Annotated in this window: 20 protein-coding genes; 10 read left to right on the forward strand and 10 right to left on the reverse strand. The window is 65.6% G+C overall.

The features are described from left to right. The first annotated feature begins 229 nt into the window (after positions 1-229). Together ACH2CY_RS15660 and ACH2CY_RS15665 are read left to right on the forward strand one after the other, a co-directional pair. The gene (locus tag ACH2CY_RS15660) at positions 230-1,444 is read left to right on the forward strand and encodes a mitochondrial fission ELM1 family protein (protein ID WP_395020236.1); all 1,215 of its coding nucleotides are present in this window, start codon (positions 230-232) and stop codon (positions 1,442-1,444) included. A gap of 3 nt (positions 1,445-1,447) precedes the next feature. Next, positions 1,448-2,743 carry a CDP-alcohol phosphatidyltransferase family protein gene (locus tag ACH2CY_RS15665; protein WP_395020237.1) on the forward strand — a complete coding sequence of 432 codons (1,296 nt, stop codon included), beginning with the start codon at positions 1,448-1,450 and terminating at the stop codon, positions 2,741-2,743. A 53-nt stretch (positions 2,744-2,796) separates the two neighbouring features. On the opposite strand, the gene ACH2CY_RS15670 is transcribed toward ACH2CY_RS15665, so the two are convergent. From ACH2CY_RS15670 to ACH2CY_RS15685, 4 genes are all read right to left on the reverse strand, one after another. Next, entirely contained in the window at positions 2,797-3,213 is a 417-nt protein-coding gene (locus tag ACH2CY_RS15670; RefSeq protein WP_395020238.1) for an SMI1/KNR4 family protein, read from the reverse strand. Positions 3,214-3,459: 246 nt separating this feature from the next. Next, positions 3,460-4,116 carry a transposase gene (locus ACH2CY_RS15675; protein WP_395020239.1) on the reverse strand — a complete coding sequence of 219 codons (657 nt, stop codon included), beginning with the start codon at positions 4,114-4,116 and terminating at the stop codon, positions 3,460-3,462. Positions 4,117-4,492: 376 nt separating this feature from the next. Beyond that, positions 4,493-5,371, reverse strand: coding sequence for a hypothetical protein (locus ACH2CY_RS15680; RefSeq protein ID WP_395020240.1), 879 nt, complete (start codon positions 5,369-5,371; stop codon positions 4,493-4,495). A 106-nt stretch (positions 5,372-5,477) separates the two neighbouring features. Then, positions 5,478-6,371 (reverse strand): hypothetical protein, encoded by an 894-nt coding sequence (locus ACH2CY_RS15685; protein ID WP_395020241.1) that lies wholly within the window; start codon positions 6,369-6,371, stop codon positions 5,478-5,480. A gap of 252 nt (positions 6,372-6,623) precedes the next feature. Between ACH2CY_RS15685 and ACH2CY_RS15690 the strand changes: the two genes are divergently transcribed. Beyond that, positions 6,624-8,387, forward strand: coding sequence for an ABC transporter ATP-binding protein (locus ACH2CY_RS15690; RefSeq protein ID WP_395020242.1), 1,764 nt, complete (start codon positions 6,624-6,626; stop codon positions 8,385-8,387). Here the strand turns inward: ACH2CY_RS15690 and ACH2CY_RS15695 are convergent. The 3 genes from ACH2CY_RS15695 to ACH2CY_RS15705 are packed head-to-tail and all read right to left on the reverse strand — an operon-like array spanning position 8,356 to position 12,765. Beyond that, a complete protein-coding gene (locus tag ACH2CY_RS15695; RefSeq protein WP_395020243.1) occupies positions 8,356-10,077 on the reverse strand; it encodes an ABC transporter ATP-binding protein in 1,722 nt (573 codons plus the stop codon). The two genes, ACH2CY_RS15690 and ACH2CY_RS15695, sit on opposite strands and share 32 nt — an antisense overlap. Then, positions 10,074-10,751, reverse strand: coding sequence for a hypothetical protein (locus ACH2CY_RS15700; protein ID WP_395020244.1), 678 nt, complete (start codon positions 10,749-10,751; stop codon positions 10,074-10,076). The genes ACH2CY_RS15695 and ACH2CY_RS15700 overlap by 4 nt, the downstream gene beginning before the upstream one ends. A gap of 7 nt (positions 10,752-10,758) precedes the next feature. Then, on the reverse strand, positions 10,759-12,765 hold the full coding sequence (locus ACH2CY_RS15705; protein ID WP_395020245.1) for a hypothetical protein: 2,007 nt from the start codon (positions 12,763-12,765) through the stop codon (positions 10,759-10,761). A gap of 193 nt (positions 12,766-12,958) precedes the next feature. Between ACH2CY_RS15705 and ACH2CY_RS15710 the strand changes: the two genes are divergently transcribed. The 5 genes from ACH2CY_RS15710 (at position 12,959) to ACH2CY_RS15730 (ending at position 18,508) form a co-directional block, all read left to right on the forward strand. After that, the gene (locus ACH2CY_RS15710) at positions 12,959-14,701 is read left to right on the forward strand and encodes a fatty acyl-AMP ligase (protein WP_395020246.1); all 1,743 of its coding nucleotides are present in this window, start codon (positions 12,959-12,961) and stop codon (positions 14,699-14,701) included. Positions 14,702-14,705: 4 nt separating this feature from the next. Then, positions 14,706-15,650, forward strand: a complete 945-nt coding sequence (locus tag ACH2CY_RS15715) for an NAD-dependent epimerase/dehydratase family protein (protein ID WP_395020247.1) — start codon at positions 14,706-14,708, stop codon at positions 15,648-15,650. A 185-nt stretch (positions 15,651-15,835) separates the two neighbouring features. Further along, positions 15,836-16,114 carry an acyl carrier protein gene (locus ACH2CY_RS15720; protein ID WP_395020248.1) on the forward strand — a complete coding sequence of 93 codons (279 nt, stop codon included), beginning with the start codon at positions 15,836-15,838 and terminating at the stop codon, positions 16,112-16,114. Positions 16,115-16,116: 2 nt separating this feature from the next. Then, a complete protein-coding gene (gene spt, locus ACH2CY_RS15725; RefSeq protein WP_395020249.1) occupies positions 16,117-17,349 on the forward strand; it encodes a serine palmitoyltransferase in 1,233 nt (410 codons plus the stop codon). 187 nt (positions 17,350-17,536) lie between these two features. Continuing rightward, complete coding sequence (locus tag ACH2CY_RS15730) at positions 17,537-18,508, forward strand: fatty acid desaturase (RefSeq protein ID WP_395020250.1); 972 nt, start codon at positions 17,537-17,539, stop codon at positions 18,506-18,508. Positions 18,509-18,685: 177 nt separating this feature from the next. On the opposite strand, the gene ACH2CY_RS15735 is transcribed toward ACH2CY_RS15730, so the two are convergent. The 3 genes from ACH2CY_RS15735 to ACH2CY_RS15745 are packed head-to-tail and all read right to left on the reverse strand — an operon-like array spanning position 18,686 to position 21,714. Continuing rightward, positions 18,686-19,588, reverse strand: coding sequence for a hypothetical protein (locus ACH2CY_RS15735; RefSeq protein ID WP_395020251.1), 903 nt, complete (start codon positions 19,586-19,588; stop codon positions 18,686-18,688). A 6-nt stretch (positions 19,589-19,594) separates the two neighbouring features. After that, positions 19,595-20,557, reverse strand: coding sequence for a diacylglycerol/lipid kinase family protein (locus tag ACH2CY_RS15740; RefSeq protein ID WP_395020252.1), 963 nt, complete (start codon positions 20,555-20,557; stop codon positions 19,595-19,597). Further along, positions 20,554-21,714: a CDP-alcohol phosphatidyltransferase family protein gene (locus ACH2CY_RS15745; protein WP_395020253.1), complete on the reverse strand. Its 1,161-nt coding sequence runs from the start codon at positions 21,712-21,714 to the stop codon at positions 20,554-20,556. Before ACH2CY_RS15745 ends, ACH2CY_RS15740 begins: the two co-directional genes overlap by 4 nt. Before the next feature lie 161 nt (positions 21,715-21,875). Between ACH2CY_RS15745 and ACH2CY_RS15750 the strand changes: the two genes are divergently transcribed. Both ACH2CY_RS15750 and lptF read left to right on the forward strand, forming a co-directional pair. Then, positions 21,876-22,850 (forward strand): metallophosphoesterase family protein, encoded by a 975-nt coding sequence (locus ACH2CY_RS15750; protein WP_395020254.1) that lies wholly within the window; start codon positions 21,876-21,878, stop codon positions 22,848-22,850. Next, on the forward strand, positions 22,850-24,040 hold the full coding sequence (gene lptF, locus ACH2CY_RS15755) for an LPS export ABC transporter permease LptF (protein ID WP_395020255.1): 1,191 nt from the start codon (positions 22,850-22,852) through the stop codon (positions 24,038-24,040). The genes ACH2CY_RS15750 and lptF overlap by 1 nt, the downstream gene beginning before the upstream one ends. The last annotated feature ends 21 nt before the right edge of the window (positions 24,041-24,061 follow it).

Below are 24,061 nucleotides of genomic sequence, written 5' to 3' on the forward strand. Positions count from 1 at the left end.
GTGACTGCAATCGGTCGAGTCATTGTCGCGGCAGTCGGTCTTCAGGTTCGCCGATGACCGCGGCAAATCTAGGGCGGTGAGTATAAAGCCGTTGGCCGGGGCCGCGGTCCCGAAATCCGCCGGCTTGTGAACGGGCGCACAGCGGCCGGATATCGGACCTTGAGGTCACTTGGCGCTGGATGAGGCCTCTGATAGGTTCCCGCGCTATTCACACAAGAGTCATTAAGAAATGAGCGAGTCGCCCAGACGCCATCTGCGGGTGGTTAACACCGCCGAGGAACCGGCCCCGGACGCCCCGCGGGTCTGGCTGCTGCTGGGCGAGCGGGCGGGCGACAACGCCCAGGTCTTGGCGCTCGGCCGGGCCCTGACCCTGGATCTCGGCTGGGCCTGCACGGTCAAGCAGATCCGCTTCGACCCGACCTGCGAGGTCCCCTTCAACAAGCGCGGCGCGACCCTGATCGGCGTCGATGTCGGCTTGAGCGATTCCCTGAGCGGCCCCTGGCCCGACGTCATCGTCGCGGTCGGCCGCCGCCTCGCCCCGGTCTCGCGTTGGCTCAAGGAGCAGGCCGGCGAGCAGGTGCTGGTCGTCCATCTCGGGCGACCGCGCGTCGCCTATCACCATTTCGACCTGATCGTGACCACGCCGCAATACGGCCTGCCCCCGGCGCCGAACGTGACCACGCTGACCCTGCCCATCATCATGCATGACGATGCGGCGCTGGATAAGGTCGCCAAGGAATGGGAGCCGCAGCTCCGCCACCTGCCGCGGCCCTGGACCGCGGTCTTCGTCGGCGGCCCGACCTCGCAGCTGCGTTTCGACCGCGAGATCGGCGGCGACCTGCTGGCCCGGGCCAAGGCGCATGTCGCCGCCGCCAAAGGATCGCTGCTGGTGACCACCAGCCCGCGCACCACCATGGATGTCGCCGACCTGTTCGAGAACGAGATCGGGCAGGCGCATTTCCTGCACCGCTGGTCGCGGCATGCGCCCAACCCCTACCAGGCCTTCCTGCGCCTGGCCGACGACTTCATCGTCACCAATGACAGCATCTCGATGATCGCCGAGGCGGTGGACATGATGAAGCCGCTCTATGTCTTCCAGGTGCCCCGCCGCGAGAAGCGCCGCAACATGGGGCTGGCGCAGACCATCCGCTTCTATTTCCGAAGCCGCCGCAACGACCGCCGCATCGCCGGACTGAAGGCCGATTTCACCGATCGCATCTACGACGCGATGACCCGGTTCGGACTCTCGAGGCCGCGCCGCAGCGTCGATGCCTTCGAGCGCCGCCTCTACCAGGCCGGCCTCGCCCGCCCCCTCGGCCGGGTCGAGGACATGGTGCGCGAGCGCAGCTGGAACGCGCGCCGCCTGCCGAAGGAAGAGCGCGACATGGTGGTCGCCAAGATCCGCGACGCCCTCGCCGCCAAGCGCGCCGACAACCAGGCTTGAGCGATGATTGTCTGGGTTGACGCGGTCGCCGCGGATTCCGCCCCGCTTATCTTTGGCCTGTCGCTGCTTGAACGCCACCTGCATGGCCTGCGCCTCATGAAGCCGGCGCCGGCGCGTGTCGTCATTGACCTACCCGCAGGCGCGGCGGAGCCGAAGCTCGGCGACAAGCGACTTTACCGCCTGCCCCTGGAATGGCGCCGCAGCGGCGAAGCCTATGCCGCGCGCCTCGGCCAGATGCTGGCGGCCGCCGGCAAGGAACCCCTGCTCGTGCTCGACGCGGCGACGCTGGCGGATTCCCGCCTGCCGGCCTCTCTTGCGCCCCGCACGTCATCAACGGTGGTGCTGAGCCGAGAGGCGCAGGACCCTGCGGCCGTGCTGTTCATCGCCGGCGATCAAGCCCCAGTCGCGACCGCGCTTGCCGCCAATCCGGCCGACACGGCCGCGCTCGGCCGCCAACTGGTGGATGCCGGCAGCGTGCCGGCTTTCAAGGACGAGGAATTCAACGGCTTCGTGCGCCGGCTGCGCCGCACCCTGCCCTACTATCTCTTCACCGTGGACAATGCCGCGCGCGCCGCGAAGCTGGAGCGCTTCCTGTTCTGGTCGAACTACAAGGGCTCGACCGACCTCTTCACCCGCTATGTCTATCCGCCGCTGGTCTGGCTCATGGTCGGTCCGCTGGCGCGCTGGCGCATCCATCCCAACTGGGTGACCGCGGTCGGCATCGTCCTGGCCCTCGGCGCTATCCCGCTATGGGCCGACGGCTGGTTCATCACCGGCTTCGTCATGGCCTACGGCATGAGCGTGCTGGATTCGGTCGACGGCAAGCTCGCGCGCCTGACCTTCACCGACAGCGTCAGCGGCAACTACCTGGACCACGGCCTCGACATGGTCCACCCGCCGCTCTGGTATCTCTCCTGGGCTTATGGGCTCGGTATCGCCACCGAAGGCTGGGGCTCACCGCTCGGCCAGGGCGCGATCGCGATCTTCGTGCTCTATGTGATCGACCGGCTGGTGCTGAAGATCTATCCACAGATCTTCAAGCGCGCCTTCCACACCCATTCCCGCATGGACGGCCTGGTGCGCAGCTTCATCGCCCGGCGCAACATCAGCCTGCCGCTGTTCACGGTCGGCTACCTGATCGGTCTCGGCCGCGAGGCCTTCTTCCTGATCGTCGCCTGGCAGGCGGCGACGACGCTCTACCACGCCGCCCGCACCTTCTGGATCCTCTGCATCGAGAAGGCGCACCGCAAGGCCCACGCCCCGGTCGAGGTCGCGGCGAAGCGGGTCAAGCTGGACTGAGATCTGTCCCCATTATCCGTGTCTCAGTATTGGGGGCCACTCCACTCGTCCCCTTAGAAACTTGATGGAAGGTCCAGCGCCCCCGAAACGAGTCGCTCGAGGAATTGATCCACGTTTTCTGCAACCTTTATTTGCTCAAAGAGGAGAAAGACTGGCGTACCTTCAAACTCCAGATTTGCCATGATCAAGTCAGAATCCATCAAGAAATCACCAATCGCGATGTAGCGGCGATTATCGGAGCAAATGAAAGTGCGGCTCGTTTCTGCAATTTCCTTAAGCGACCACAAGTCGATAACGGAACTCGAGTTCTGGAACTTGAATCCATTAAATGATCCGTATATGGCTCGAAACCGAGCAGTCATTGAAAACCCGAACTGAGACTCGAACACGGAAATTTCTTCTGCACTAGCTGGCTTGCCCAATAGAGCGCCGGCAGCTTGAAGATGTGCTCCAAGTTCTTTAGGGCTCATGGATAGTCGGCCGCACGCTATTGTCCTAACATTCGCCTAATAGCTTCGAGACGCAGGGCTTGCGCACCAATCTTGTCTTTCCCTGCAGAGATTACGCTCTCCGCCACACGTGCATACTCTCTCAATGTTGATTCCGTTACGCCCGGAGGTAGCTTGACGCTTCCCTGGGCCAGTTTATCCAGCAGAGCCTTTGCTCCCGCAGGACCCTTCCCGAACAGTTCTCGCAGGATTCCGGGGACACTATACTTATCTCCGCACCACTTCCTCGGCCTTCGGCTTGGGGCCGGGCTTGGCGCGGGCGAGCGGCCGGCCCAAGCGCTTCTCCAGCCTGGCGATGAAACGCGGCGCGCCGAGCGGTCGCCCGGTGCGTTCGCTGGCCTGGATCGCCGCGTGATCCGCGGCGCTCAGTCCTTCGGCGAGGTGTGCCGGCCAATCCGGCGCGAGATCGAGCAGCGGCTGCGCCGCGACCAGGCCGTCGTCATGGCCGTTGAGATGCGCCCGGGCGCTCGACCAACGCCAATCACGGGCGCGACGCGCGAGCTTCGCGCGGACCGGGTTGAGCTCGATATAACGGGCGCAGGCGAGCAGATAGGGCTCATCCATCGGAAACGAGGCGAACCGCCCCTGCCACAGATAGCCGCGCCAGCCCTCGCGGAAATTGACGTGGCGCGTGTAACGCCGATGCGTTTCGCCCAGGGCGGCGCGCAACCCATCGGCGTCGCGCGGCACCAGGATCAAGTGGACATGGTTGGGCATCAGGCAGTAGGCCCAAATCGCGACACCCGCCTCCCGGCAACCATCCGCCAGCAGCGCGCGGTAAGTTTCGTAGTCGTCGTCGCCGAAGAACACCGGCTGCCGCCGATTGCCCCGCTGCGTCACATGATGCGGCAACCCAGCCGCCACTACTCTCGCCAAGCGCGCCATGTCGAGAATGTAAACTCGCCTGGACGGATGCTCAATTATGTATTATGTCCCCTTAATTTATTATTATGTCCCCTTAATTTAGAGCGGCGGCAGTGCTGCACTGCATCGCAGACCGGACGCAGACAGAAACGCGTTTCCGATCTGTGAAGACGGACGGCACAACCCGGACCCGACCCGGACAGAATACGTGTTTCCGATCTACGCAGACGGACGGCGCAACCCGGACAGGACCCGGACGGAATCGCTAATCGCTTTCGACCGCCTTCAGGCGTTTGACGTTTTGCGGCAATGGGTTAGCGAGCCAAAGGCGCCGCCTTGGACCTGAGCCGTCCGTTGTCGGGAATTGCGGTCCGGGCTAGTACCGCTCGTCCTGGGCCGCCGCCTTGACGTCGTTGGCGTACCAGAGCCGCTGCCAGGCGTTGAGCTGCTTCGGCTCGAAGGCCTTCATCGGCAGTTCGGCGATGAAGTTGATGTAGCGCCGGGGCACGTTGGTGATGCCGCGCGGGCTGACGCCGTGCACCGCCTGCTCCGAATTGAGGAAGCAGGCATAGGTGTTCGCCTCGTACTGGACGATCTTCACCATCTCGACGTCGCGGTTGAGGCTGCGATGCTTGACGAAGCGCGGGCTGCGGCGCCAGCGGTAGACCTCGAAGTCGCCGCCCGGCGTGCTGTCGCCGGCTTCGCGGAAATAGAACAGCGCGCTGAAGATCTTGTCGCAGAGATCGACATGCGCGGTCTTCACGCTGCTGACCTCGGTCACCGGCGTGTTCATCACGAACTGGCAATCGAGATGGAGGTCGGCCTCGCCGGCGAAGCCGCGCGGCACCACCCGCCAATCCTCGTAGCGCCGGCCGATCCGCTCCTCGAGGCCCGGGAAGGCGCGGCGGAAGCGATCGCCGAACAGGCGCACCACGTCGCGCCAATAGTCCCCCGAGGTGTGATACTCGAAGAACTCGCGCCAGAGCGGCGAGATGCGGCGGTCGTTCAGGACCTGCTTCACCGTCATCCGGACGGCCTGGTTGCTGGCCGCCGGGCGGCCGCCGAGGATCGTGTCGAGGGTGGGAAACTCCGCTTCGAGCGCGGCATAGACATCCGCAGGCACCACGTTGCGCCGGGTGTAATGCGCGTAGGGGTCGTCGAACACGTCCTCGACCCGCACATCCGAGAGCAGATGCGGCACGCCCATCACCGGGGCCGTCTCCTGTGCTGCGCTCGCCGCCATCGCTGCCGACATCTTTCTCTCCACCCTGCGCGTTTCACACGATGCCGAACGCTAGGCCCGGCGTTCGTGCTGCCGCCAGATCATTCCCGGTCGCAGCGTCAATCCGCCGCCGCAAGAATCAAGCCGCGCGCCTCTGGACCAGTTCCAGCGCATCGTGCCGCACATGATTCGCCGCCATCTCCCGCTTCACCAGGTCGAGGTCGATGATGCCCTTCTCCAGGCATTCGCGGACCAGGCCGAAGAACAGCGCCTCCTGGGCCGGATCCGGATGCGGCTGGTAGGTATCCGGCTTCTTTTCCTTCACCAGGCTCTTCACCGCCTTCACGATGTTGGCCGGAAAGGACTTCGGCTTGTCCGGCTTCATCCGCACCGTGAAGCTGACCGGCAGGCCGGTCTTCCAGGGCTGGGTGCGGCGATAGGTGTTGTGCAGGATCTTGGTCGCCGGGGTCAGCTTGTCGAAGTCGTTCCATTCCGGCTCGAGCAGGCCGACGGTCTCGTCCGGCTCGTATTCCAGCTTGATCCACTTCATGTAATCCTTCTTGAACTCGAAGAGCTCGTTGAAGGTCTGCTCGGCGTCCCAATGGGTCAGCTTGGCATTGTCCAGCAACATCACACTCGAAGCGCGATAACCCTCGAGGTCCTTGAAGGCGGGGCGCCAGCGGCACATCAGCGCCTTGCCCTGCATGTCGCGGGTGAGCAATTCCCAGACGTCGCCGATCGCGAAGCAGTCCGGGTCGATCACCACGGCGCGGCCCTGGTAGCCCATCGCCTTGGGCGGCGTGAAACGGGTCGGCGTGAAGGATTGCAGGTCCTCGTATTTCCAGATCCGGCGCTCGGCGCCGCGCAGGAAGGGCTGCCCCGCCTTGGCCTTCAGCCAGGGGTAGTCCTTGTAATGCATGATCTCGACCGAGAACTTGTCGGCGTGCTTGCTGTTGCGCTTCAGCGCATAGGCCGCGACCAGGGCACCCAGATACTGCTCGTCGTTCGTCTGAATGAAGACTTTATAGTCCACCCCGAACCATCCCTTCCCCGATTGGGGGCCGCCCGGCGTTCCGGTCCAGCCTGTTGGGGCGCATGATAGGTTCGCCCCGGGCGAAGCGCAATCCAACCCACGGAAAATGCGCGGTTTTGCCGCAAAAAAGCCGTTGAAATCATAGGCTCGTGTGTGCGGGCGGGCGCGGTTGACAAGCAGGCGGCCGGTGTTAAGTAACCCTGCCCGTTCAGCGGCATGCCCCGAAAGGTTCCGGCGTCGATTCGCCGTCCAATGACAGAAGACGAAGCCCTCAGCTCCTCGGCCCTCGCCAACGCCTTCCGGGTGCTCAGGAAGCATGGTCTGTGGCGGCAGATCCCTTTGAGCCTCGCGCTGGTGGTGTCCGGCTTCATCGAGGGCCTCGGCATCACCATCCTGCTGCCGATCCTGCAGGTGATCGACAAGCCCCAGCCCGGACCGCTCAAGCTCCCGGAGCGGATCGTCTTCGGGGTGCTGGATTTCCTGCACCTGCCGCATAGCCTCGGCGCCCTGGTCCTGGTGTTCGCCGTCTGCATGCTGCTCCGCGCGGCGATCTCGCAGCAGACCTCGCGCTTCATCGGCCGCATGGTGGCGGAGATTGCCAGCGAGCTCCGGAACGAGGTGCTGGACCGGCTGCTGCAGGCGCGCTGGTCCTATTTCACCGTCAACCCGATCGGCCGCTTCACCTCCGCGGTTTCGGTCGAGGCGATCTGGGGCGCCTATGTCTATCGCACCTCGCTGACGGTGCTCGCGGCGCTGATCCGCGCGGTGATCTATTGCGTGGTCGGCCTGATGATCGACTGGCGCGCGGCGATCGTCGCCATCGTGCTGGGCGTCGGCCTCGGCCTGATCAACCGCTACTTCACCCGCGCCGGGCGCCGGGCGGGCCGCAACCAACAGCTCGCCATGCGCGGCCTGCTGAGCGATTTCGGCGACGTGATCACCGGCTTCAAGCCGTTGAAGGCGATGTCACGGCACGAAACGCTGATCAAGGGGCTCACCAAGGAGACCCGGATCATCCGCCGCAGCATGTACGACCTGGTGTTCTACCAGCAGCTCGCCAATGCGCTGCCGGACCTCTTGATCAACCTGTTCATGGTGGTTGCGGCCTGGATCTGCTACCGCATCCTCGGCCTCGATTTGAGCGCCATGCTGGTCTCCGGCATCATCGTGATCCGGCTGATGGTCAACGTCTCGACCGTGCAGCGGGCGATCCAGGAGACCGCGTCCTCGGAGAGCTTCTACTGGTCGCTGCAATCCACCATCAACGAGGCGCGAGAGGCCGCCGAGACCTTCTCCGGAACCAAGGTCCCGACCCTCAAGGACGCCTGCCGCTTCGACCGGGTCACTTTCTCCTATGGCGTGAAGCCGGTGCTGAAGGATGTCTCGCTGGAGATCCCGGCCGGGCAGATCACCACGCTGATCGGCGAATCCGGCTCCGGCAAGACCACCATCGCCGACCTGCTGCTCGGCCTGTTCCTGGTGGATTCCGGACGGGTGACGCTCGACGGCGTGCCGCTCGACGAGATCGACCTGCAGCGCTGGCGCAGCATGGTCGGTTATGTGCCGCAGGAAGTGCTGCTGTTCAACGGCACGATCTACGACAACATCGCGCTGGGCGATCCGGCGATCACCGAAGCGGAGGTCCGGTCCGCGCTGGAGGATGCCGGCTGCATGGGGTTCATCGGCGAGTTGCCCGAAGGCATCCACGCGCCGGTCGGCGAGCGCGGCGCGATGCTGTCCGGCGGCCAGCGCCAGCGCATCGCGCTGGCCCGGGCGCTGGTGCACCGCCCCGCTTTGCTCATCCTCGACGAGGCGACCAGCGCGCTCGATCCGGAAACCGAGGCGGAAATCTGCCAGACGGTGCGCGACCAGGCCGGGAAGCTCACGGTGCTGGCGATCACCCACCAGCCGGCCTGGGTGACCATCGCCGACCGGGTCTATCGCGTGGTCGAGGGCGCGGTCGAGACCAGCGACGGCGGAGAGTTCACGCCGACTTTGGCTTTCGCGAAACCGTAGGTTCCGCGGCCTTCACGACGCCGGCGCGCATTTCGTAGACGCGGTCCGCGGCATCGACCCAGATCGGCTGGTGAGTGATGGCGAGGATGGTCTTCTCGCCGATCAGCTTGCGGATGCCGTTGGCGATCTCGACCGCGGTCTCGCGGTCGAGCGCGCTGGTCGCTTCGTCGAGGATCAGGAATTGCGGATCGTTGCAGAGCGCCCGGGCAATCGACAGGCGCTGGCGCTGGCCGCCGGACAGCAGGCTGCCGCGCACGCCGATCACGTAGTCGATGCCGCCCGGCAGCGCTTGGACGAAATCCCAGGCATCGGCGGCCTTCAAGGCCGCAATCACGCTCTCCTGGCTGATCGTCTCGTCGCCCAAGGTCACGTTGTTGGCGATGCTGTCGTTGAACAGCACGGTCTCCTGCGGGATGTAGCCGAGCTGGCGCCGCCAGGCGATGGTGTCGATCTCCTCGAGGTCGGTGTCGCCGACCATCACCTTGCCCTTGTCGGGCCGGTTCAAGCCGACCAGGACATCGGCGATGGTGGTCTTGCCGGCGCCCGACGATCCGATCACCGTGGTGACGGCATGCGGGGGAACTTCGACGGCGACGTCGTTCAGGATCGCCTTGTCGCCGTAGCCGAAGGTGACCGCGTCGATCCGGATTCCCTGGTCCATGCGCGGTTGCTTGCCGCCATGCACGGGCTCCGCCTCGGCCTCGGTCTCTTCGATCAGCCCGGTCAGCGCCCAGAAGGCCGACGATTCGACCATCGTCCGCTGCATCGCGCTGCGCACGTCGCCGATCGCCCGCGACAGCAGGAACAGCACCATGATCGAGCCCAGGATCTGCTGGATCGACATGCCGAACAGGGTGTGCTGGGCGTAGATGCCGCCCATCAGGAACAGGATCAGGATCGGCTCCTGGATCGCGCGCACCATGGCCTCGCTGTAGGTCTCGGCTTCGAGTGCGTCGCGCAGCGCCTGCACGTTGCGTCGGAATGCCTGGGCGATGAAGCCATGCCGGTTCATCGCCTTCAGCGCCTTGATGTTGGTCAGCGCGTCGGTGATGCCTTTGTTGAGGGCGAGGGTCTGCTTGCTCTTGCCGCGGCCCGCCGTGCGCGCCTGCTTCATGAAGCGGCTGACCGCCAGCCAAAGCAGCGCCACGACCGCGATCCCGGCCAGGAAGAACTGCCAGGACACCCAGAAGGCCATGCCGAGATAGACCAGCGTCTTGGCGGAGAAGGCGATCACGTTGCCGGCGGAGCGATAGGCCTGCGCCGCCCGCGTGCCGTCGGAACCGATCGCGGTGGTAAAGCGGGCATTCGGCTGCGTGGTGAAGAACGACCAGCGGGCGCGCACCGCGGCATTGATCAGGCGCAGCCGCAGCCCGGTCGCGACCTGGGCCACCGACCGGCCGATGAAGTTGGTCGCGGTCACGGTCAAGGCAAAGCGCAGCAGCGAGATCACCGCGATCACGCCCAGCAGGACTTCCACCGATTGCGGCAGGCCGAGGTAATCCAGCGCGACGACGATGGTGTTGCCCATGGAATGGGAGGTTTCGGCGGTGCCGCCGGAAATCTGGCCGAGCAGCGGCCAAAGGCTGGCGATGCCGATGCCCTCGACCGCGCCGGTCAGCAGCACGATGCCGATGATCAGCAGCTCGCGCTTCCAGCCCTTGTAGAAGAAGATGCGGAACGCGTTCTTCATGCCGCCGCCGCCTCAACGCCTTTGCGGATCGCCTGCGGCACCGAGAGACCCGGTGCTTTGCGGACCGCGGCCTCCGCGAAGCGCCGGTCGATCTTGGTCACCAGGCCGGTCACTTGCCTGAGGCCGAGGATATGCGCCGCGGCGAGTCGGTGCGTGCCGCGGCGGACCAGCACGACCGCGCCTTCGGCGCCGAGGCCGAAGCACATATGGTCGTCGCCGTCATAGCGATAGCCGTGGTCGCGCATGCTTTCGAACATCGTCAGATAGCCACGATAATAGGCTTCGATCTCGGCTTCGTTGGTGATGAAGCGGCCGCGGACGAAGGGTGGCCGCCCGGCAGCGAGACAGGCCAGCAGCCATTGCCCCAGCCGAGTCGCGCGCCAATCGGCACCATATCGCGCGATATCCTCCATGTCGCGGTGGGTGTAAAGATCGGCAACCGGCGACGCCGGCAACCCGTCGAGCCCATCCACCAGGAACTTGCCGCGCAGCGCAGCGGCGGCCTCCGCGTCGATCTTCCGGAGCACCCGCGCCGGGTCCAATGCGACCTTGAGCCCGCCGCCGAACAGGCGCGCGGCGCCGACCGAGTTCCAGGCCGGATTGCCCAGCCCCGGCCACAGCCTTAACGAAACCGGCGCCATACGGCGCCGGAAGTCTCCGATCAGATCGCCCATGCCGCGATCAGTAGCCCCAAAGATGCTGCAGGCCAATAGCCCCCTGCGGCGAGACTCCGAGCACATGGGCATTGAGGTCCGCATCCGCCGACTTCACCTGGAGCGTGGCGATGCCGCTCGGGCCGAGATGCCGCGCGAGGTCCGGCAGCACATCGTCCAGCCAGACCACCTCGGAGCCGAAGGCCGGCAGGGTCAGGTAATGCGACAGCCGGCGGCCGGCATTGTTGATCGCGCTGATCTCGATATCGGCCGGCATGTCATAGGCGAGGTTGCCGCTGGCGTTCACCACGTAGACGCCGGTGCGGTAGCCGCCCTTGGTGCGGACCCGGCCGATCACGTTGGTGCGGCCGATCACGCCGATCGAGGGATGCAGCCAATGCGGCAGGGTCGGCACGATCGCGCCGAGATTGCGCCAGGAGTTCTGGAACTCGGTGTAGTCCTGGTCGCCGGTCTTCAGGTGCCGCACCAGCATGTCGGAGGTCGTCACCAGGCGCTGCGGCGCCAGGCCGATCTTCAGGTGATCCGGCGCCACCAGCGCGGTCGCGACCTTGGCGGCATCGGCACCATTCCACTGCCGCACCACATCCTCGATCAGGGCCGCGCCGACGAAGTCCTTGTGATAGGCGTAATCACCCAGCGCCTTGCCGGCCTTGTCGAAGAAGCGCACCAGATAATCCGCGAAAGGCGGGTTCGAGGCGTCGAAGTTGAAGCCGAAGCTCAAGTCCTCCTGGCCCCAGCGCACCGGCAACGCGACCGGATTGATCAGGAAGCCCGCCGCAATCGCCTTCTCGACGATGTCGCGCTCTTCCGGCTTGAAGACGATGTCGCTGCGGTCATCGACACCGACGCGGCAGAGGTGGTTGGCGGCGATGCTGCCCTGCTTGCCCGGCAGGCCCTCTTCCAGCGCATACCAGAACGAGGTGCCATAGCCGTGATAAGCGGCCGCGAAATATTCTCGCCCGTTCCCGTGCTTCGGCCGGCGCTCGAAATCGACCACCTCGACCGGACGCTTGCGCGAACGGCGCTGCTGCAGCTTGCCGTCGCCCGAGCCGACCGCGATCCCGTCGTTCGGCCCCATGTCGAGATCGTAGTTCGGCACCGTGATCAGCACATGGCCGCGCTCGCGCACCACCGAATCGATCAGGCGGAACTCCTGCAGCCGGTTCGGATTCTTGAAGAACTGGTGCGAGCCGTGAATGATCGTGAAGGAGTCCTTCCAGAACACGTCGCCGCAGATCCGGAAGCGATAATGGCGCCCACGGGTGAGGAAGGGATGCGCGACCCAGATCTTGAGGCAGACCGGGCCTTCGCGCCGGCCATCGGCGCCGACGCCGGCCAGCTCGTTGAGGTTGAGCGCCACCGACTGGTTCGGGCCGAGGACGCGATAGCTGCGCTTGATGCCGCTCTCGGCGATCACCTCGAAGCGGAACTGCAGATTGTCCTTGATGCCGAAGAATTCTTCGAAGTGATTGAAGACGAGTGCATCGACATCATCGATCTCGACCGGGACGGCCGCGGTGCCGCCGCAGAACTCCCAGTTCTCCGCGACCCAGTGCACCGGCAAGGTCGGCGCATGCGCGCCGACCTCGCGCACGGCGAAGCGGAACCGGGTTCCGATATCGCCGCCGCCGACCACGATGGCATCGAGGCCGCTCAGCGCCTCGCGGCAGAAGCGCCGGGCGCCGGCCGGGATGTCGGAGACGAAGTCGGTGGAGAGCCAGACCTGGCTCATGTCCGCGGCCTGTGCCGCCATCAGATCGGCAAAGCCGCGATCGCCGAACACACCGATACGGCGCGCACCGTCGGCGCGCAGCAGTTTCAGCACATCGGCCACGTTCTGGCTGACCTTGGTCTTGGAATCGGGCTGACCGCCGGCCGAGGGATGAGTCCCCGCCTTGAACTTGCCCTTCTTCTTGGATTTGGCGCCGAGCCAGTCGAGGCCGAACAGGGTGCGCAGCGTACCGCCCGCCCCGTTGCCGCCGCTGTCAGCGAGATGCAGATCCGACGTCTTCATTCGTCATTTCGGCCGCTTCGGGCGCGGCCCTCCCCTCGGGTCAGGCGCCATTCAGGCTCGCTCGCGCGCCTTGAGATCGCACCGGACATTTGCTATGCACACACAAATCCTAGGGGCCGTGCCGCCCCTCCGCAATCTACCATTTGTGCGGCATATTATCATCGGTGCGACCAAAGGTCCCCCAAGGTTCACTATGACACTGACGGCAACGCCCACGAGCAGCGCCAATCTGGCGCTGCGACGGGCTGATTTCGAAACGCTTTGGGAGGGCCTCGACTATGCGGCCCGCGGCGACACCGGATTCAACTTCTTCACCGCGCGCGGTGAGCTGAAGCAGGTCCTGACCTTCCGCGAATTGCGCGAACGCGCCCGCGATCTGGCCCAGCGCCTGGCCGCGCTCGGCCTGCCGCGCGGCGAGCGGATGGTGATGGTGGCCGACACCACGCCCGACTTCTGCGTGACCTTCATGGCGACCCAATATGCCGGCCTCATTCCCGTGCCGGTCGCCATCCCGACCAGCCTCGGCGGCCGGGCCGCCTATGTCGAGCAGCTCAAGCATCAGATCGAAGGCTGCGGCGCCAGGCTCGCCTGGGCGCCGGATGATCTCCTTCCCTTCCTGCGCGAAGCGGCGGAGGGACTTGACCTCACGCTCGTGGGCGGCAGCGCCGATTTCGCCGAACTGCCCACCGGCGGCGCCGATCTGAATCCGTTCGCCAAGAACGAGCCCAGCTATCTGCAGTATTCCTCTGGCAGCACGCGCTTTCCGAAGGGCATCGATATTCCGCAGAGCGTGTTGATGGCCAATGCCTATGGGATCGGCAATCACGGGCTCCAGGTGCGCGGCGGCGATCGCTGCGCTTCCTGGCTGCCGTTCTACCACGACATGGGCCTGGTCGGGTTCATGCTGTCGCCGATGCTGAACCAGCTATCGGTGGACTACCTCACGACCCGCGATTTCGCCCGGCGGTCGCTGACCTGGCTGAACCTGCTCTCCGAGCACCGCGGCACCCTCGCCTACTCACCCAGTTTCGGCTACGACCTCTGCGTCCGCCGTCTGCGGGACGGCACCGAGTTCAAGGGCGACCTCTCGTCCTGGCGCGCGGCCGGGATCGGTGGTGACATGGTGCAGCCGGCGGTGCTGCGCCGGTTTGCCGATGCCTTCAACGCGTTCGGCTTCCGCGAGACCGCCTTCTGCCCGAGCTACGGCATGGCGGAGACCACGCTCGCCATGAGCTTCGCGCCGCTCGAGGACCTGTACACGCTGGATCACATCTCGCGCGAGGGGCTGGAGCGCGACCGCGCCGAGCCGGCCGAAGCCGGACCCCAATCCCGCGGCTTCATCGCCAACGGCCCCGCTTTGCCCGGGCATGAGATCGAGGTCCGCGACGCGGCCGGAAACCCGCTGCCGGAGCGCCGGATCGGCCGAATCTTCTTCCGCGGCCCCAGCGTCATGCGCGGCTATTACAACCAGCCGGAGCTGACCCGCGAGACACTGTCGCCTGAGGGTTGGCTGGACACCGGCGATCGCGGTTATCTGCTGAACGGGCAGATCGTGATCACCGGCCGGGCCAAGGATCTCATCATCCTCAACGGCCGCAACATCTGGCCGCAGGATCTGGAATGGGCGGCGGAGGACGGCGTCGCCGAGCTGCGCCGCGGCGACGTCGCCGCGATCTCGGTCGAGAACCCGGATGAGGAAGATGCCGAGCGCATCGTGATCCTGGTGCAGTGCCGCAACAGCGATCCGGAAGCCCGCGCCAAGCTGCAGCGCGAGGTCGCCGCCGTGCTGCAAAAGTCGATGGCGGTCGAGGCGAGTGTCGTCCTGGTGCCGCCGCACGGTCTGCCGCAGACTTCCTCCGGCAAATTGAGCCGGGCCAAGGCCAAGGCCAACTTCCTCGCCGGGGTCTACGCCCGCGCCGAGGCGGCCTCGGCTTGACGCCATGATGCGGGTCGCCGTCACCGGGGCGACCGGTTTTGTCGGGTCGCATGTCATCCGCCGGCTGACCGCCAATGGCCATCAGGTCCGCATCCTCGCGCGCCGCATGCCGATCACCGCGCTGACGCCCGACCGGCCGCTGGAAGTCGTGCTGGGCGACCTAGACGATCAGGCGGCGCTGCAGCGACTGGTCGGCGGAGTCGACGCGGTCATCCATGTCGCCGGCATCATCAAGGCCCGCCACGCCGCCCAGTTTCACAAGGTCAATGTCGAGGGCACGCGGCATGTCGCGGCGGCACTGAGCGAAGCCGCGCCGGACCTGCGCGTGATCCATGTCTCGTCCCTGGCGGCCCGGGAGCCCGGCCTCTCGCCCTATTGCGCCAGCAAGCGGGGCGGCGAGGACGCGATCAAGTCGCTGCCGAACCCGGCGCGGCTCACCATCATCCGTCCCCCCGCGGTCTACGGCCCGGGCGACAGCGAGATCTTCCCGATGTTCAAGGCCGCTTCGCTCGGGCTCTGCGCCTATCCGGCCGCGCCGCAGAGCCGGGTTTCCCTGATCCATGGCGCCGACCTCGCCGCCGCGATCGTGGCCGCCGTGGAAGCCACGGGTCTCGACCCGGTCTATGAGCTGGATGACGGCCATGCCGGCGGCTATGCCTGGGCTGAGATCGGCGCCGGATTGTCCGCTGCGCTGGCCCGTCCGGTCCGGATGATCCGCGTTCCCAGGCCCCTGCTGACCGCGATCGCCGCCGGCGTGGAACTGCACCGCCGGTTCGCCGGTTCACTGACCGCGCTCTCCTTCGCCAAGGTGCCGGAGCTCTACCACCCCGACTGGGCCGCCCGGGGGCCGCGCCTGGAAACGAAGACCGGTTGGAAACCGGCCTTCGACATCACAAAAGGTTTCGCGGACACCCTGGCTTGGTATCGCGCTATAGGTTGGATGCGTTAACCAAGTGCCATACGAAATGCGGCTCGCAAGTCCTTGATTCGGGCCAATTGTTACATATTGAAACAAAATGTCATTTCACCAAAACGCCGCAATCGGGTGACAAGTGACCTCGCCAGCGTCACCTACGTCGACGCGGGCAAGGGGCGGTTTGGGGTCCCCGGGCAATAGAGACATCGGAAGGCATTTTGGCTGCAGTCGCAATCATGGGCATGGACGCACCGACCGAGGACCCGTTCCTCGCCGAGATCATCACCGCGCTCCAGCCGTTCAAGAAGTCGGACGCGACCATCACTGCCGAGACCGATATCGCCCGCGATCTCAAACTGGATTCACTTGCGGTTATGGACCTTCTGATGGTGCTCGAAGACAAATTCGACGTGTCGATCCCGCTGAACATGGTCGCGGAGATCACCACGGTCGGGCAACTGGCGAAGGCCGTCCGCGATGAAAAGGCGGGGGCATAACGATGGGATTGTTCGACCGGTTCCAGGAATTGCGCGCGGCGCATGGCCAGATCAAGGCCTGCGGCGCCGATCCGTTCGGCGTGAAGATGGATCGCATCCTCTCCTCGACCGAAGCCGAGATTAAGGGCCGCCACACCATCCTTTGCGGCAGCAACAACTATCTCGGCCTGACCTTCGACGCCGACAGCCTCGCGGCCGCCAAGGCCTCGCTCGATAAATACGGCACCGGAACCACGGGTTCGCGGATCGCCAACGGTTCCTACGAAGACCACAAGGCGCTGGAGCAGGATCTCGCCGACTTCTACGGCAAGAAGCACTGCATGGTGTTCACCACCGGTTACCAGGCCAATCTCGGCGCGATTTCGACCCTGGCCGGCCCCGGCGACTATCTGCTGGTCGATGCCGACAGCCATGCCTCGATCTACGACGCCTGCCGCCTCGGCCATGCGACCGTGATCCGCTTCAAGCACAACGACCCGGCCGATCTCGACAAGCGCCTGGCGCGCCTCTCCAAGGAGCCCGGCAACAAGATCGTCGTGGTCGAGGGCATCTACTCGATGCTGGGCGACCATGCCCCGCTGAAGGAGTTCGTCGCGGTCAAGAAGAAGCACGGCGCCTACCTGCTCGTCGATGAAGCCCATTCGATGGGCGTCATGGGCAAGACCGGCCGGGGTTGTTTGGAACACGACGGCGTCGATGACGACGTCGATTTCGTGACCGGCACCTTCTCCAAGTCGATGGGTGCGATCGGCGGCTTCCTGATCTCCGACCACCCGGAGTTCGACATCCTCCGCGTCACCTGCCGCCCTTACATGTTCACCGCGTCGCTGCCGCCGTCGATCGTCGCCTCGGTGCGCGCCTCTCTCGCCCGGCTCCGCGCCGAGCCGGAGATGATGAACCGCCTCTGGCAGAACGTGGACACGCTCTATGACGGCCTGCAGGCCAAGGGCTTCCGCCTCGGCAAGCAGCGTGGCCCGGTGGTCGCCGTCCACATCAACGGCCCGGAGCTCGCCGCCATGGCGTGGCACGGGCTGCTCGAGGCCGGCGTCTACGTGAACCTGGCGCTGCCGCCGGCGACCCCGAGCGGCACCGCCCTCCTCCGTTGCTCGGTCTGCGCGGCGCATACGACGGCGCAGCTCGAGAAAGTCATCGAAGCATTGACCACAGTGGGACGTCAGCTCGGCATTATCCCGGCCGAGGACGGCGCAGGCCAAGTCAGGGCCGCTGCCGAATAGCCGGGATACGTCGAGCTTAGGGGGAAGTCGGCCAGCCTCGTGCTGGCCGACTTTTTTTCAGGGTTTCGCGTTAACCGGCCCGGCCCCGCGACGATGGGTCCCGGATCATGGGTGGCCGGAATCACCCATCTTCTGGTAAACAACCTTGGAATTGGCGGGCTTCGCCCGCGCGTAGCAGTATTGGGACATGAGCCTGGATTTCACCTACTCCGACGAGGTCAACGAGCACTTCCAGCGCCGCCGGGACATCCTGAAGGCGCATCCCGAAGTGCGCCAGCTGATCGCCAAGAATCCCTGGACCACCGCCTGGGTCCTGGGTCTCGGCGCCGCACAGTTCGTGATCGCCGCGAATATCACCCAGGCGCCCTGGTGGGCGATGCTGCTGGTCGCCTATTTTGTCGGCGCGGTGATCAACCATGCGCTCTACGTGCTGATGCATGAATGCACCCACGACACCGTCTTCGAAAAGGCGGTCTGGAATCGGGTGCTGGGCATCGTCTGCGACTTCGCGCTGGCTTTGCCGAGCGCCATGGCCTTCCGCAAATACCACCTGATGCACCACAAATATCTCGGCCAGTACGAGCGCGATCCGGACATCGTGCTGCACGGCGAGGCCAAGCTGGTGGGCAATGCCTGGTGGAAGAAGGCGCTCTGGATCGCCGGCCTCTCGATCTCGCAGATGCTGCGCCCCTTGAAGGTGAAGATGCTGATCGGCAAGCCGATCGGCGACGGCTGGATGACCGCCAACATGCTGGTCCAGATCGCGGTCGATGCGGCGCTGGTCTATTTCTTCGGCTGGTACGCCCTGCTCTATCTGGTGCTCTCGACCTTCTTCGCGCTCGGCCTGCACCCGATGGGCGGGCGCTGGATCCAGGAGCACTATTCAGTCGATCGCAAGCAGGACACCCACTCCTACTACGGCCCGCTGAACAAGCTCTGCTTCAACATGGGCTACCATGTCGAGCATCATGACTTCGCCAACGTGCCGTGGAACAATCTGCCGAAGCTCAGGAAGGTCGCGGGCGAGTTCTACGACAACCGCTTCCACTACCGCTCCTGGGTCGCGGTGGTGCTGGGCTTCATCTTCAATCCGCAGATGTCGGCCTACAGCCGCGTGATCCACAACCAGTCGGTCCCGCACAAGCAGGCGGCGGAGTAGACACAATGGGTTCTACGGGGGACCCGCGGCGGCGGGATATGGATTCTCCCTCGCCACTCCTGAGGTCGCCAAGACCGTACACTATTGTGTGCGTCCGGTCAAGAGTGCGGTAACTCGCTGATAGCGCAGCATTTTACAGCACGATAGACGCAAGATTGTTTCGCGCCGCTGCGGTGCCTAGCGGAAAGCGCCCATCCGATAGAGCCGCCAAGCAAGCCCCGGCGCCGCCAGCAGCGGATGCCGGCGCTGCCAGTCGGTGACCGGGACGGTCTTGCCGGAGTGGCGCTTGATCTTCCACAGCGCGTAGTCGAGGCCGCCGTCGAAGGTGAAGATGCCTTTGATGATACGCAGCAGGTTCAAGGTCTTGCCGAGCCGGCGGCGGCGCTTCCACTCCGCGGCGGCTTTCTCCGCTGACATTTCCGGCTGGCCCAGCTCTTCCAGTACCAGCGGTGTCAGGCGTTCATAACGTGCCTGGTCGTTTTCGAAGATCTTGACCGCGCGGTCGGCGCCCTCCGGCCGCAGCTCCGCTGCGTAGGTCTCGCGCAGCGCCCGGATCCAGAGCGTGCGGGCATCGCGGCTCGCGGGCTCCAGCGGCCAGGCGCGGCGCAGCATCGTCCTCACCGCATCCATGCAGGCCGTCACGACGCGGTCGGCGGTCACGGCGTCTCGGCTCCATATGTTCCGCGCCGGCTGCGCATAGCGCGCCCAGACCGACACGTTCTGTGTTTCCGGCCGGCAGAAGCGGGCGAAATCCTCGAGCGAGATCACCACATACTTGGCGCGGATCTGCGTCCCCTTCCAGACCGTCTCGCAATAAAAGGCATTGGGCGGCAGGATGCGGTTGGCGACCGCGAGCCAGCGCTTGTCATAGGCGCGGCCGTAATCGTCCACCAGGACGTAGAAATCGAGCAGGTTGTCGGCGAGCTCGGCTTCCGGCGAGCGCAGGCAGGAGCCGTAGAACAGCACCGCGACCGCGGCGCGCGCGTAGCGTCCGCGCAGCACGTCGGCGATCGCCGTCACCGTCGCGGCGACCGGACGGTTCAACTCCTCGCTCAGCAGCTCGCGCAGCGCTTGCGCCATCGTCCCTCAGTAGCGGGTGAAGGTGATCTTCGGGCCGACCGAGAGCCGGAAGCCCGGCCCGCCATCGGTCTCCAGGAACTCGCCGTCGAAGACGACCGGCGTCACCAGGTCGCACTCAAGCTGGTCGGCGCGCCGGCTGCAATAGCCGTGCGATTCCATCCAGGGCTTGGGCTTGCCGCGCAAGGCGGGAAGTGCTGCAAAGGCGAAGCGGCGGGGCGGATGGCTGATCGTGGTCAGGCGGATCGGACCTGGGCCCAGGCCCCAGAACGGCTTGATGCCGGGGAGGATTCCCGTGAGCGTGGTCGCGACCAGCAGGAAGAGATCCTGCGGCGGCTCCGCCTTGCCGTCGAGCGACAGGGCCACGCGCTCGCCGTGGAAGCCGGAGCGGTCACCCGGTCCGTACCAGAGCACCCGCAGCACCGAGAGCAGGATGCCGATCTTGCTGGCCAGGCTCTGGGTGAAGCCCATGCCGTGCACCTTGCGGCGTCCCAGAATGGTGCCCTGGTAGAAGGCGATCGCGCCGAGCAGGAAGCCATGGATCGGCGGCCCGCCGTCGAAGAGATCGAGGGTCATGACGTTGCGTTCGACCGTCTGACCCGGATCGCCGGCTTCGACCCGCTCGATCAGGCGCTTCAGATGCGGTGCCGGCAGCTCGGTCTCGCCGAGGTCGCGGGCGATCACGTTGGTCATGCCGGCGGAGAGCAGGCTGAGCTTCGGCATCGCCGCGAAGGGCTTGTCGTTGATCAGCGCGCTGATCGCCGCCTGCACCGTCCCGTCGCCGCCGCTGATGCAGAGATGCGTGACGCCGGCCGCCGCCATCTCGCGCAGACAGTCGGTCAGGTCGGAGATGTCGTGGAAGGCGAGATGCTTCACCTGCGGATGGTCATGCAGCAGCGCCGCAAATTCCTTGAGCCCGGTGCGGTTGCGATTGCTGTGGGCGTTGCTGACGACGCCGATCTTGGCGCTCATGGCTTGATCGGTTCGGCGAGCCAGGAGACCGGCGGATGTCCCGTCCATTTCGTCAGCTGGGCCTGGACGATGCGGATGGTGTGGAAGATGAAGGAGAGGATGGTCCAGATCGCGACCAGCACGAAGCCCTCGCGCGGCGCGCCGAAGAGCACCGCCAGGGTCAGGATAAAGAGATTGGGATTGCGCCGGGCGGTGATCTCACGGAACCAGGAATCGACCGGCCGCCAGATATGGATCTCGATCCCGTGCAGCCAGGTGAACAGGCCCTCCTGCAGCCGCCCGAGCACATAGCCGACGATCACGATGCCGAGCGACAGCACGAGCAGGGAGTCGGCAATGCCGTAATTGGCGGCGACCAGGCCGTGATACCAGGCCCAGTACCAGAACGGCGGATGAATGAGATCGATGCCGTGGTCGAAGACGTTGCCGAAGGGCGTCGAGCGCAGGGTCGCCCGCGCCAGCTTGCCGTCGACCGTGTCCAGGAAGCACATGCCCCAGGCGCAGGCGAGACCGAGCGCGAAGTGCCCTTGCCAGAACAACCACATCGCCAGCAGCACCAGCAGCAGGCTGACCGCGGTCACCATGTTGGGCGAGATGCCGAACCGGGCGCAGGCCCTGGTCACGTGGAAAGCCGGCCAGGGCCAGACCCGCTTGGTCACGAAATCGGTGACGCCCTTGTAGGCGCCGTCGAACATCCGCCGCTCGATCGCGACCGGCGGCATCGAGTCGACGCGCATCAGGTAGGGCGGCGCGCGCCGGCGCAGCGACTTGTTGTAGGTGCTGGCGAGCCCCGCCGCGTCGACTCGGCGCAAGCCTGCCGGCACGTCGCCGCCGGACGCCAAGGCCGCTTCGACCGCCCCGGCTTGGGAGGGATCGGAAAGATGCGCCGCGACCGCTTCGCCCTCGGCGCCGGTCAGCAAGACGCCCGGCTGCCGCAGCAGCGCCGAAACCAGCACCTCATCGAAGATGAAATCGTCGCGGATCAGCACCGGGCCGGCCGATGCGGTCGAAGCGCCCGCCCGGGCCAAGGCCCGTTCCAGGCGCTCCCGGGCCGTCATCCCCCAGAACCGACGCGGCTCAGCGCCGCTGCCGGTGGTTCCGCCGGCCGGGCCCGCCACGATCCGGACGCTCGGTCGTTCGGAAATCCTGTCGCTCATTCAATTCGTTAACGAATCCAGCCCCGCGGGCCCCGGTTACGGGCCTGAGATAGCCCTATCGCCGGGCGAGCGTCCACCTGAATTACCGCAGGAAAATCAAGGCTTGACCGGATTCCGGGTTCAGGACCATGTACCGGTCTAAGCTGAACCGAGGCGGTCGCGTGCCGAGCCTGACTCTCGCCCATATCTCCGATCTGCATATCGGGCCGCTCCCGCGCGCCGGATTGCGGGCGCTCGCCGGGAAAAGGGTGACGGGCTTCCTCTCCTGGCGCCTGAAGCGCTCGAAGATCCACCGGATCGAGGTCCTGGACGTGCTGGCGAAGGACCTCGCCGCCCAGCAGCCGGACCATATCGCGGTGACCGGCGACCTGGTCAACATCGCCCTCCCCGAGGAGTTCACCCAGGCCCATGACTTCCTGAAGCGGATCGGCCCGGCCGAGCGCGTCACCGTGGTGCCCGGCAATCACGATGCCTATGTCGCCCTGCCCTGGCTGAAAGCTGCCGGGCGCTGGGATGAATACATGACCGGGCGGCATGCCGATGGCGGCGATCGCCCGCCGCGCGACATGCGCGACTTCCCCTTCGTGCGCCGGATCGGCGGGATGGCGCTGATCGGCGTCTCGACCGCACTGCCGACGCGACCGTTCAGCGCCGCCGGCGAGCTCGGCGCCGACCAGTTGCAGCGCCTCGACGCCATGCTCGAGCAGCTGGGCGAAGCCGGCGCCTTCCGCATCGTCCTGATCCACCATCCGCCGTTCGGCGGCGGCGCCTACAAGCGCAAGAGCCTGCGCGACGCCGGACCGCTCGCCGAGATCATCGCCAAACGCGGCTGCGAGCTGATGCTGCATGGCCATACGCACATGTCGCAGCTCGGCCGGATGAAGGGGCCGAGCACCTCGGTGCCGATTATCGGTGTGCCCTCGGCGTCGGCAGTGGTGAGCGATCACCGCGACCCCTCGCGCTATCACATCTATCGCCTTTCGCGCGGCGAGCGCGCCGACGGCGCCTGGACGCTCACCGTGTCGATGCGCGAGCTCAAGCCCGACGGTTCCGGATTCGCGCCGATCGGCGAGATCGTGCTGCTGGGCGAGACCAACCCGCCACTGACTTCGCCCACTTCATCGGCCGCCGCCTGATGCGACTGATCGATACCTACATCCTGCGCCGGGTGCTGATGCCGCTGCTGGCGGCGGTCGGCATCGCGATGGCGGCGTTGCTGATGCAGCGCTTGATCCATCTTCTCGATCTCTTCGCCAACCGCGGCGGTCCGCTTTCGATCATCTTGAAGATGCTGGGCAACCTGGTGCCCTTCTATCTCGGCATCGCGCTGCCGGCGGCGCTGTTCATTGGCGTGCTCTATGCCGGTTCGCGGCTCTCCAGCGAGAGCGAACTCGACGCGATGCGGGCGAGCGGCATGTCGCTGCTGCGGCTGATGGTGCCGATCCTCGCCTTGGCGGTGGTGCTGGTGATGATCAGCTCCTACCTGCTCGGCTGGCTGCAGCCCGTCACCCGCTTCGGCTACCGGGCGCTGGTGCATCTTGTCACCGACACGCAGTGGGATTCCGCGATCGAGCGCGGTGCCTTCTTCAACGGCTTCGGCGGGAAGACGATCCTGATCGGCGATATCTCCGATGGCGGCCGCACGCTCACCAAGATCTTCGTCAACGAAAAGGACGATTCCGGCCGCAGCGTCATCCTCACCGCCGAGCGCGGCGACCTGCAGAAGCAATCCGATTTCTCGCTGGTGCTGCGGCTTCACAACGGCGTCCGTTCCGAGACCTCGGCCAACGGCGATGCGACGCGGGCAATGACCTTCACCCAGCTCGATCTGCCGCTGGAATCGATTGCGCCCGAGCCCTTCCGGGCGCGCGGCGAGAAGGAAACCGAGCTCACCTTCAACGAGCTGGTGAAGTTCTATTTCAACACACCGGATTACCTCGACATCGAGGACATCACCGCCGAATTGCACGAGCGGGCGGTGCGCACGATCTCGATCCTGTTCCTGCCGTTCCTGGCATTTCCGGTCGGCATTTCCTCGCGGCGCACGTCGAAGAGCGTGCGGATGATCGTCGGCGTGCTGTTCCTTATCTTCTATTATGAAGTCCTGCAGTTCGGCGAAGCCATGGTCCGGCGCAAGGCCCTGGATGCGATCCCGGCGCTTTGGGTCCCCTGCGCGATCTTCGCGGCCTGCAGTCTCTGGCTGTTCTGGGTAGCTGACCGCAAGCCCGGCCAGGATCCCCTCGCCCACCTTTTCGACGGGCTGAACGCGATTGGCGCCTGGTTCAGGCGCCTGCTGCCACGGCGATTGCGAAAGGTCGCCGAATGAGCCGGTTAGCAACCCAATCGA

It is taken from the genome of Dongia sp. (genome assembly GCF_041905885.1).
In the GTDB taxonomy this organism is placed as follows: Bacteria; Pseudomonadota; Alphaproteobacteria; order Dongiales; family Dongiaceae; genus Dongia.

Coding starts and splice junctions, on each gene's coding strand:
- ACH2CY_RS15660 (WP_395020236.1), top strand. CDS start 230: ATGAGCGAGTCGCCCAGACGCCATCTGCGGGTGGTTAACACCGCCGAG.
- ACH2CY_RS15665 (WP_395020237.1), top strand. CDS start 1,448: ATGATTGTCTGGGTTGACGCGGTCGCCGCGGATTCCGCCCCGCTTATC.
- ACH2CY_RS15670 (WP_395020238.1), bottom strand. CDS start 3,213: ATGAGCCCTAAAGAACTTGGAGCACATCTTCAAGCTGCCGGCGCTCTA.
- ACH2CY_RS15680 (WP_395020240.1), bottom strand. CDS start 5,371: ATGTCGGCAGCGATGGCGGCGAGCGCAGCACAGGAGACGGCCCCGGTG.
- ACH2CY_RS15690 (WP_395020242.1), top strand. CDS start 6,624: ATGACAGAAGACGAAGCCCTCAGCTCCTCGGCCCTCGCCAACGCCTTC.
- ACH2CY_RS15695 (WP_395020243.1), bottom strand. CDS start 10,077: ATGAAGAACGCGTTCCGCATCTTCTTCTACAAGGGCTGGAAGCGCGAG.
- ACH2CY_RS15700 (WP_395020244.1), bottom strand. CDS start 10,751: ATGGGCGATCTGATCGGAGACTTCCGGCGCCGTATGGCGCCGGTTTCG.
- ACH2CY_RS15705 (WP_395020245.1), bottom strand. CDS start 12,765: ATGAAGACGTCGGATCTGCATCTCGCTGACAGCGGCGGCAACGGGGCG.
- ACH2CY_RS15710 (WP_395020246.1), top strand. CDS start 12,959: ATGACACTGACGGCAACGCCCACGAGCAGCGCCAATCTGGCGCTGCGA.
- ACH2CY_RS15715 (WP_395020247.1), top strand. CDS start 14,706: ATGATGCGGGTCGCCGTCACCGGGGCGACCGGTTTTGTCGGGTCGCAT.
- spt (WP_395020249.1), top strand. CDS start 16,117: ATGGGATTGTTCGACCGGTTCCAGGAATTGCGCGCGGCGCATGGCCAG.
- ACH2CY_RS15730 (WP_395020250.1), top strand. CDS start 17,537: ATGAGCCTGGATTTCACCTACTCCGACGAGGTCAACGAGCACTTCCAG.
- ACH2CY_RS15735 (WP_395020251.1), bottom strand. CDS start 19,588: ATGGCGCAAGCGCTGCGCGAGCTGCTGAGCGAGGAGTTGAACCGTCCG.
- ACH2CY_RS15740 (WP_395020252.1), bottom strand. CDS start 20,557: ATGAGCGCCAAGATCGGCGTCGTCAGCAACGCCCACAGCAATCGCAAC.
- ACH2CY_RS15745 (WP_395020253.1), bottom strand. CDS start 21,714: ATGAGCGACAGGATTTCCGAACGACCGAGCGTCCGGATCGTGGCGGGC.
- lptF (WP_395020255.1), top strand. CDS start 22,850: ATGCGACTGATCGATACCTACATCCTGCGCCGGGTGCTGATGCCGCTG.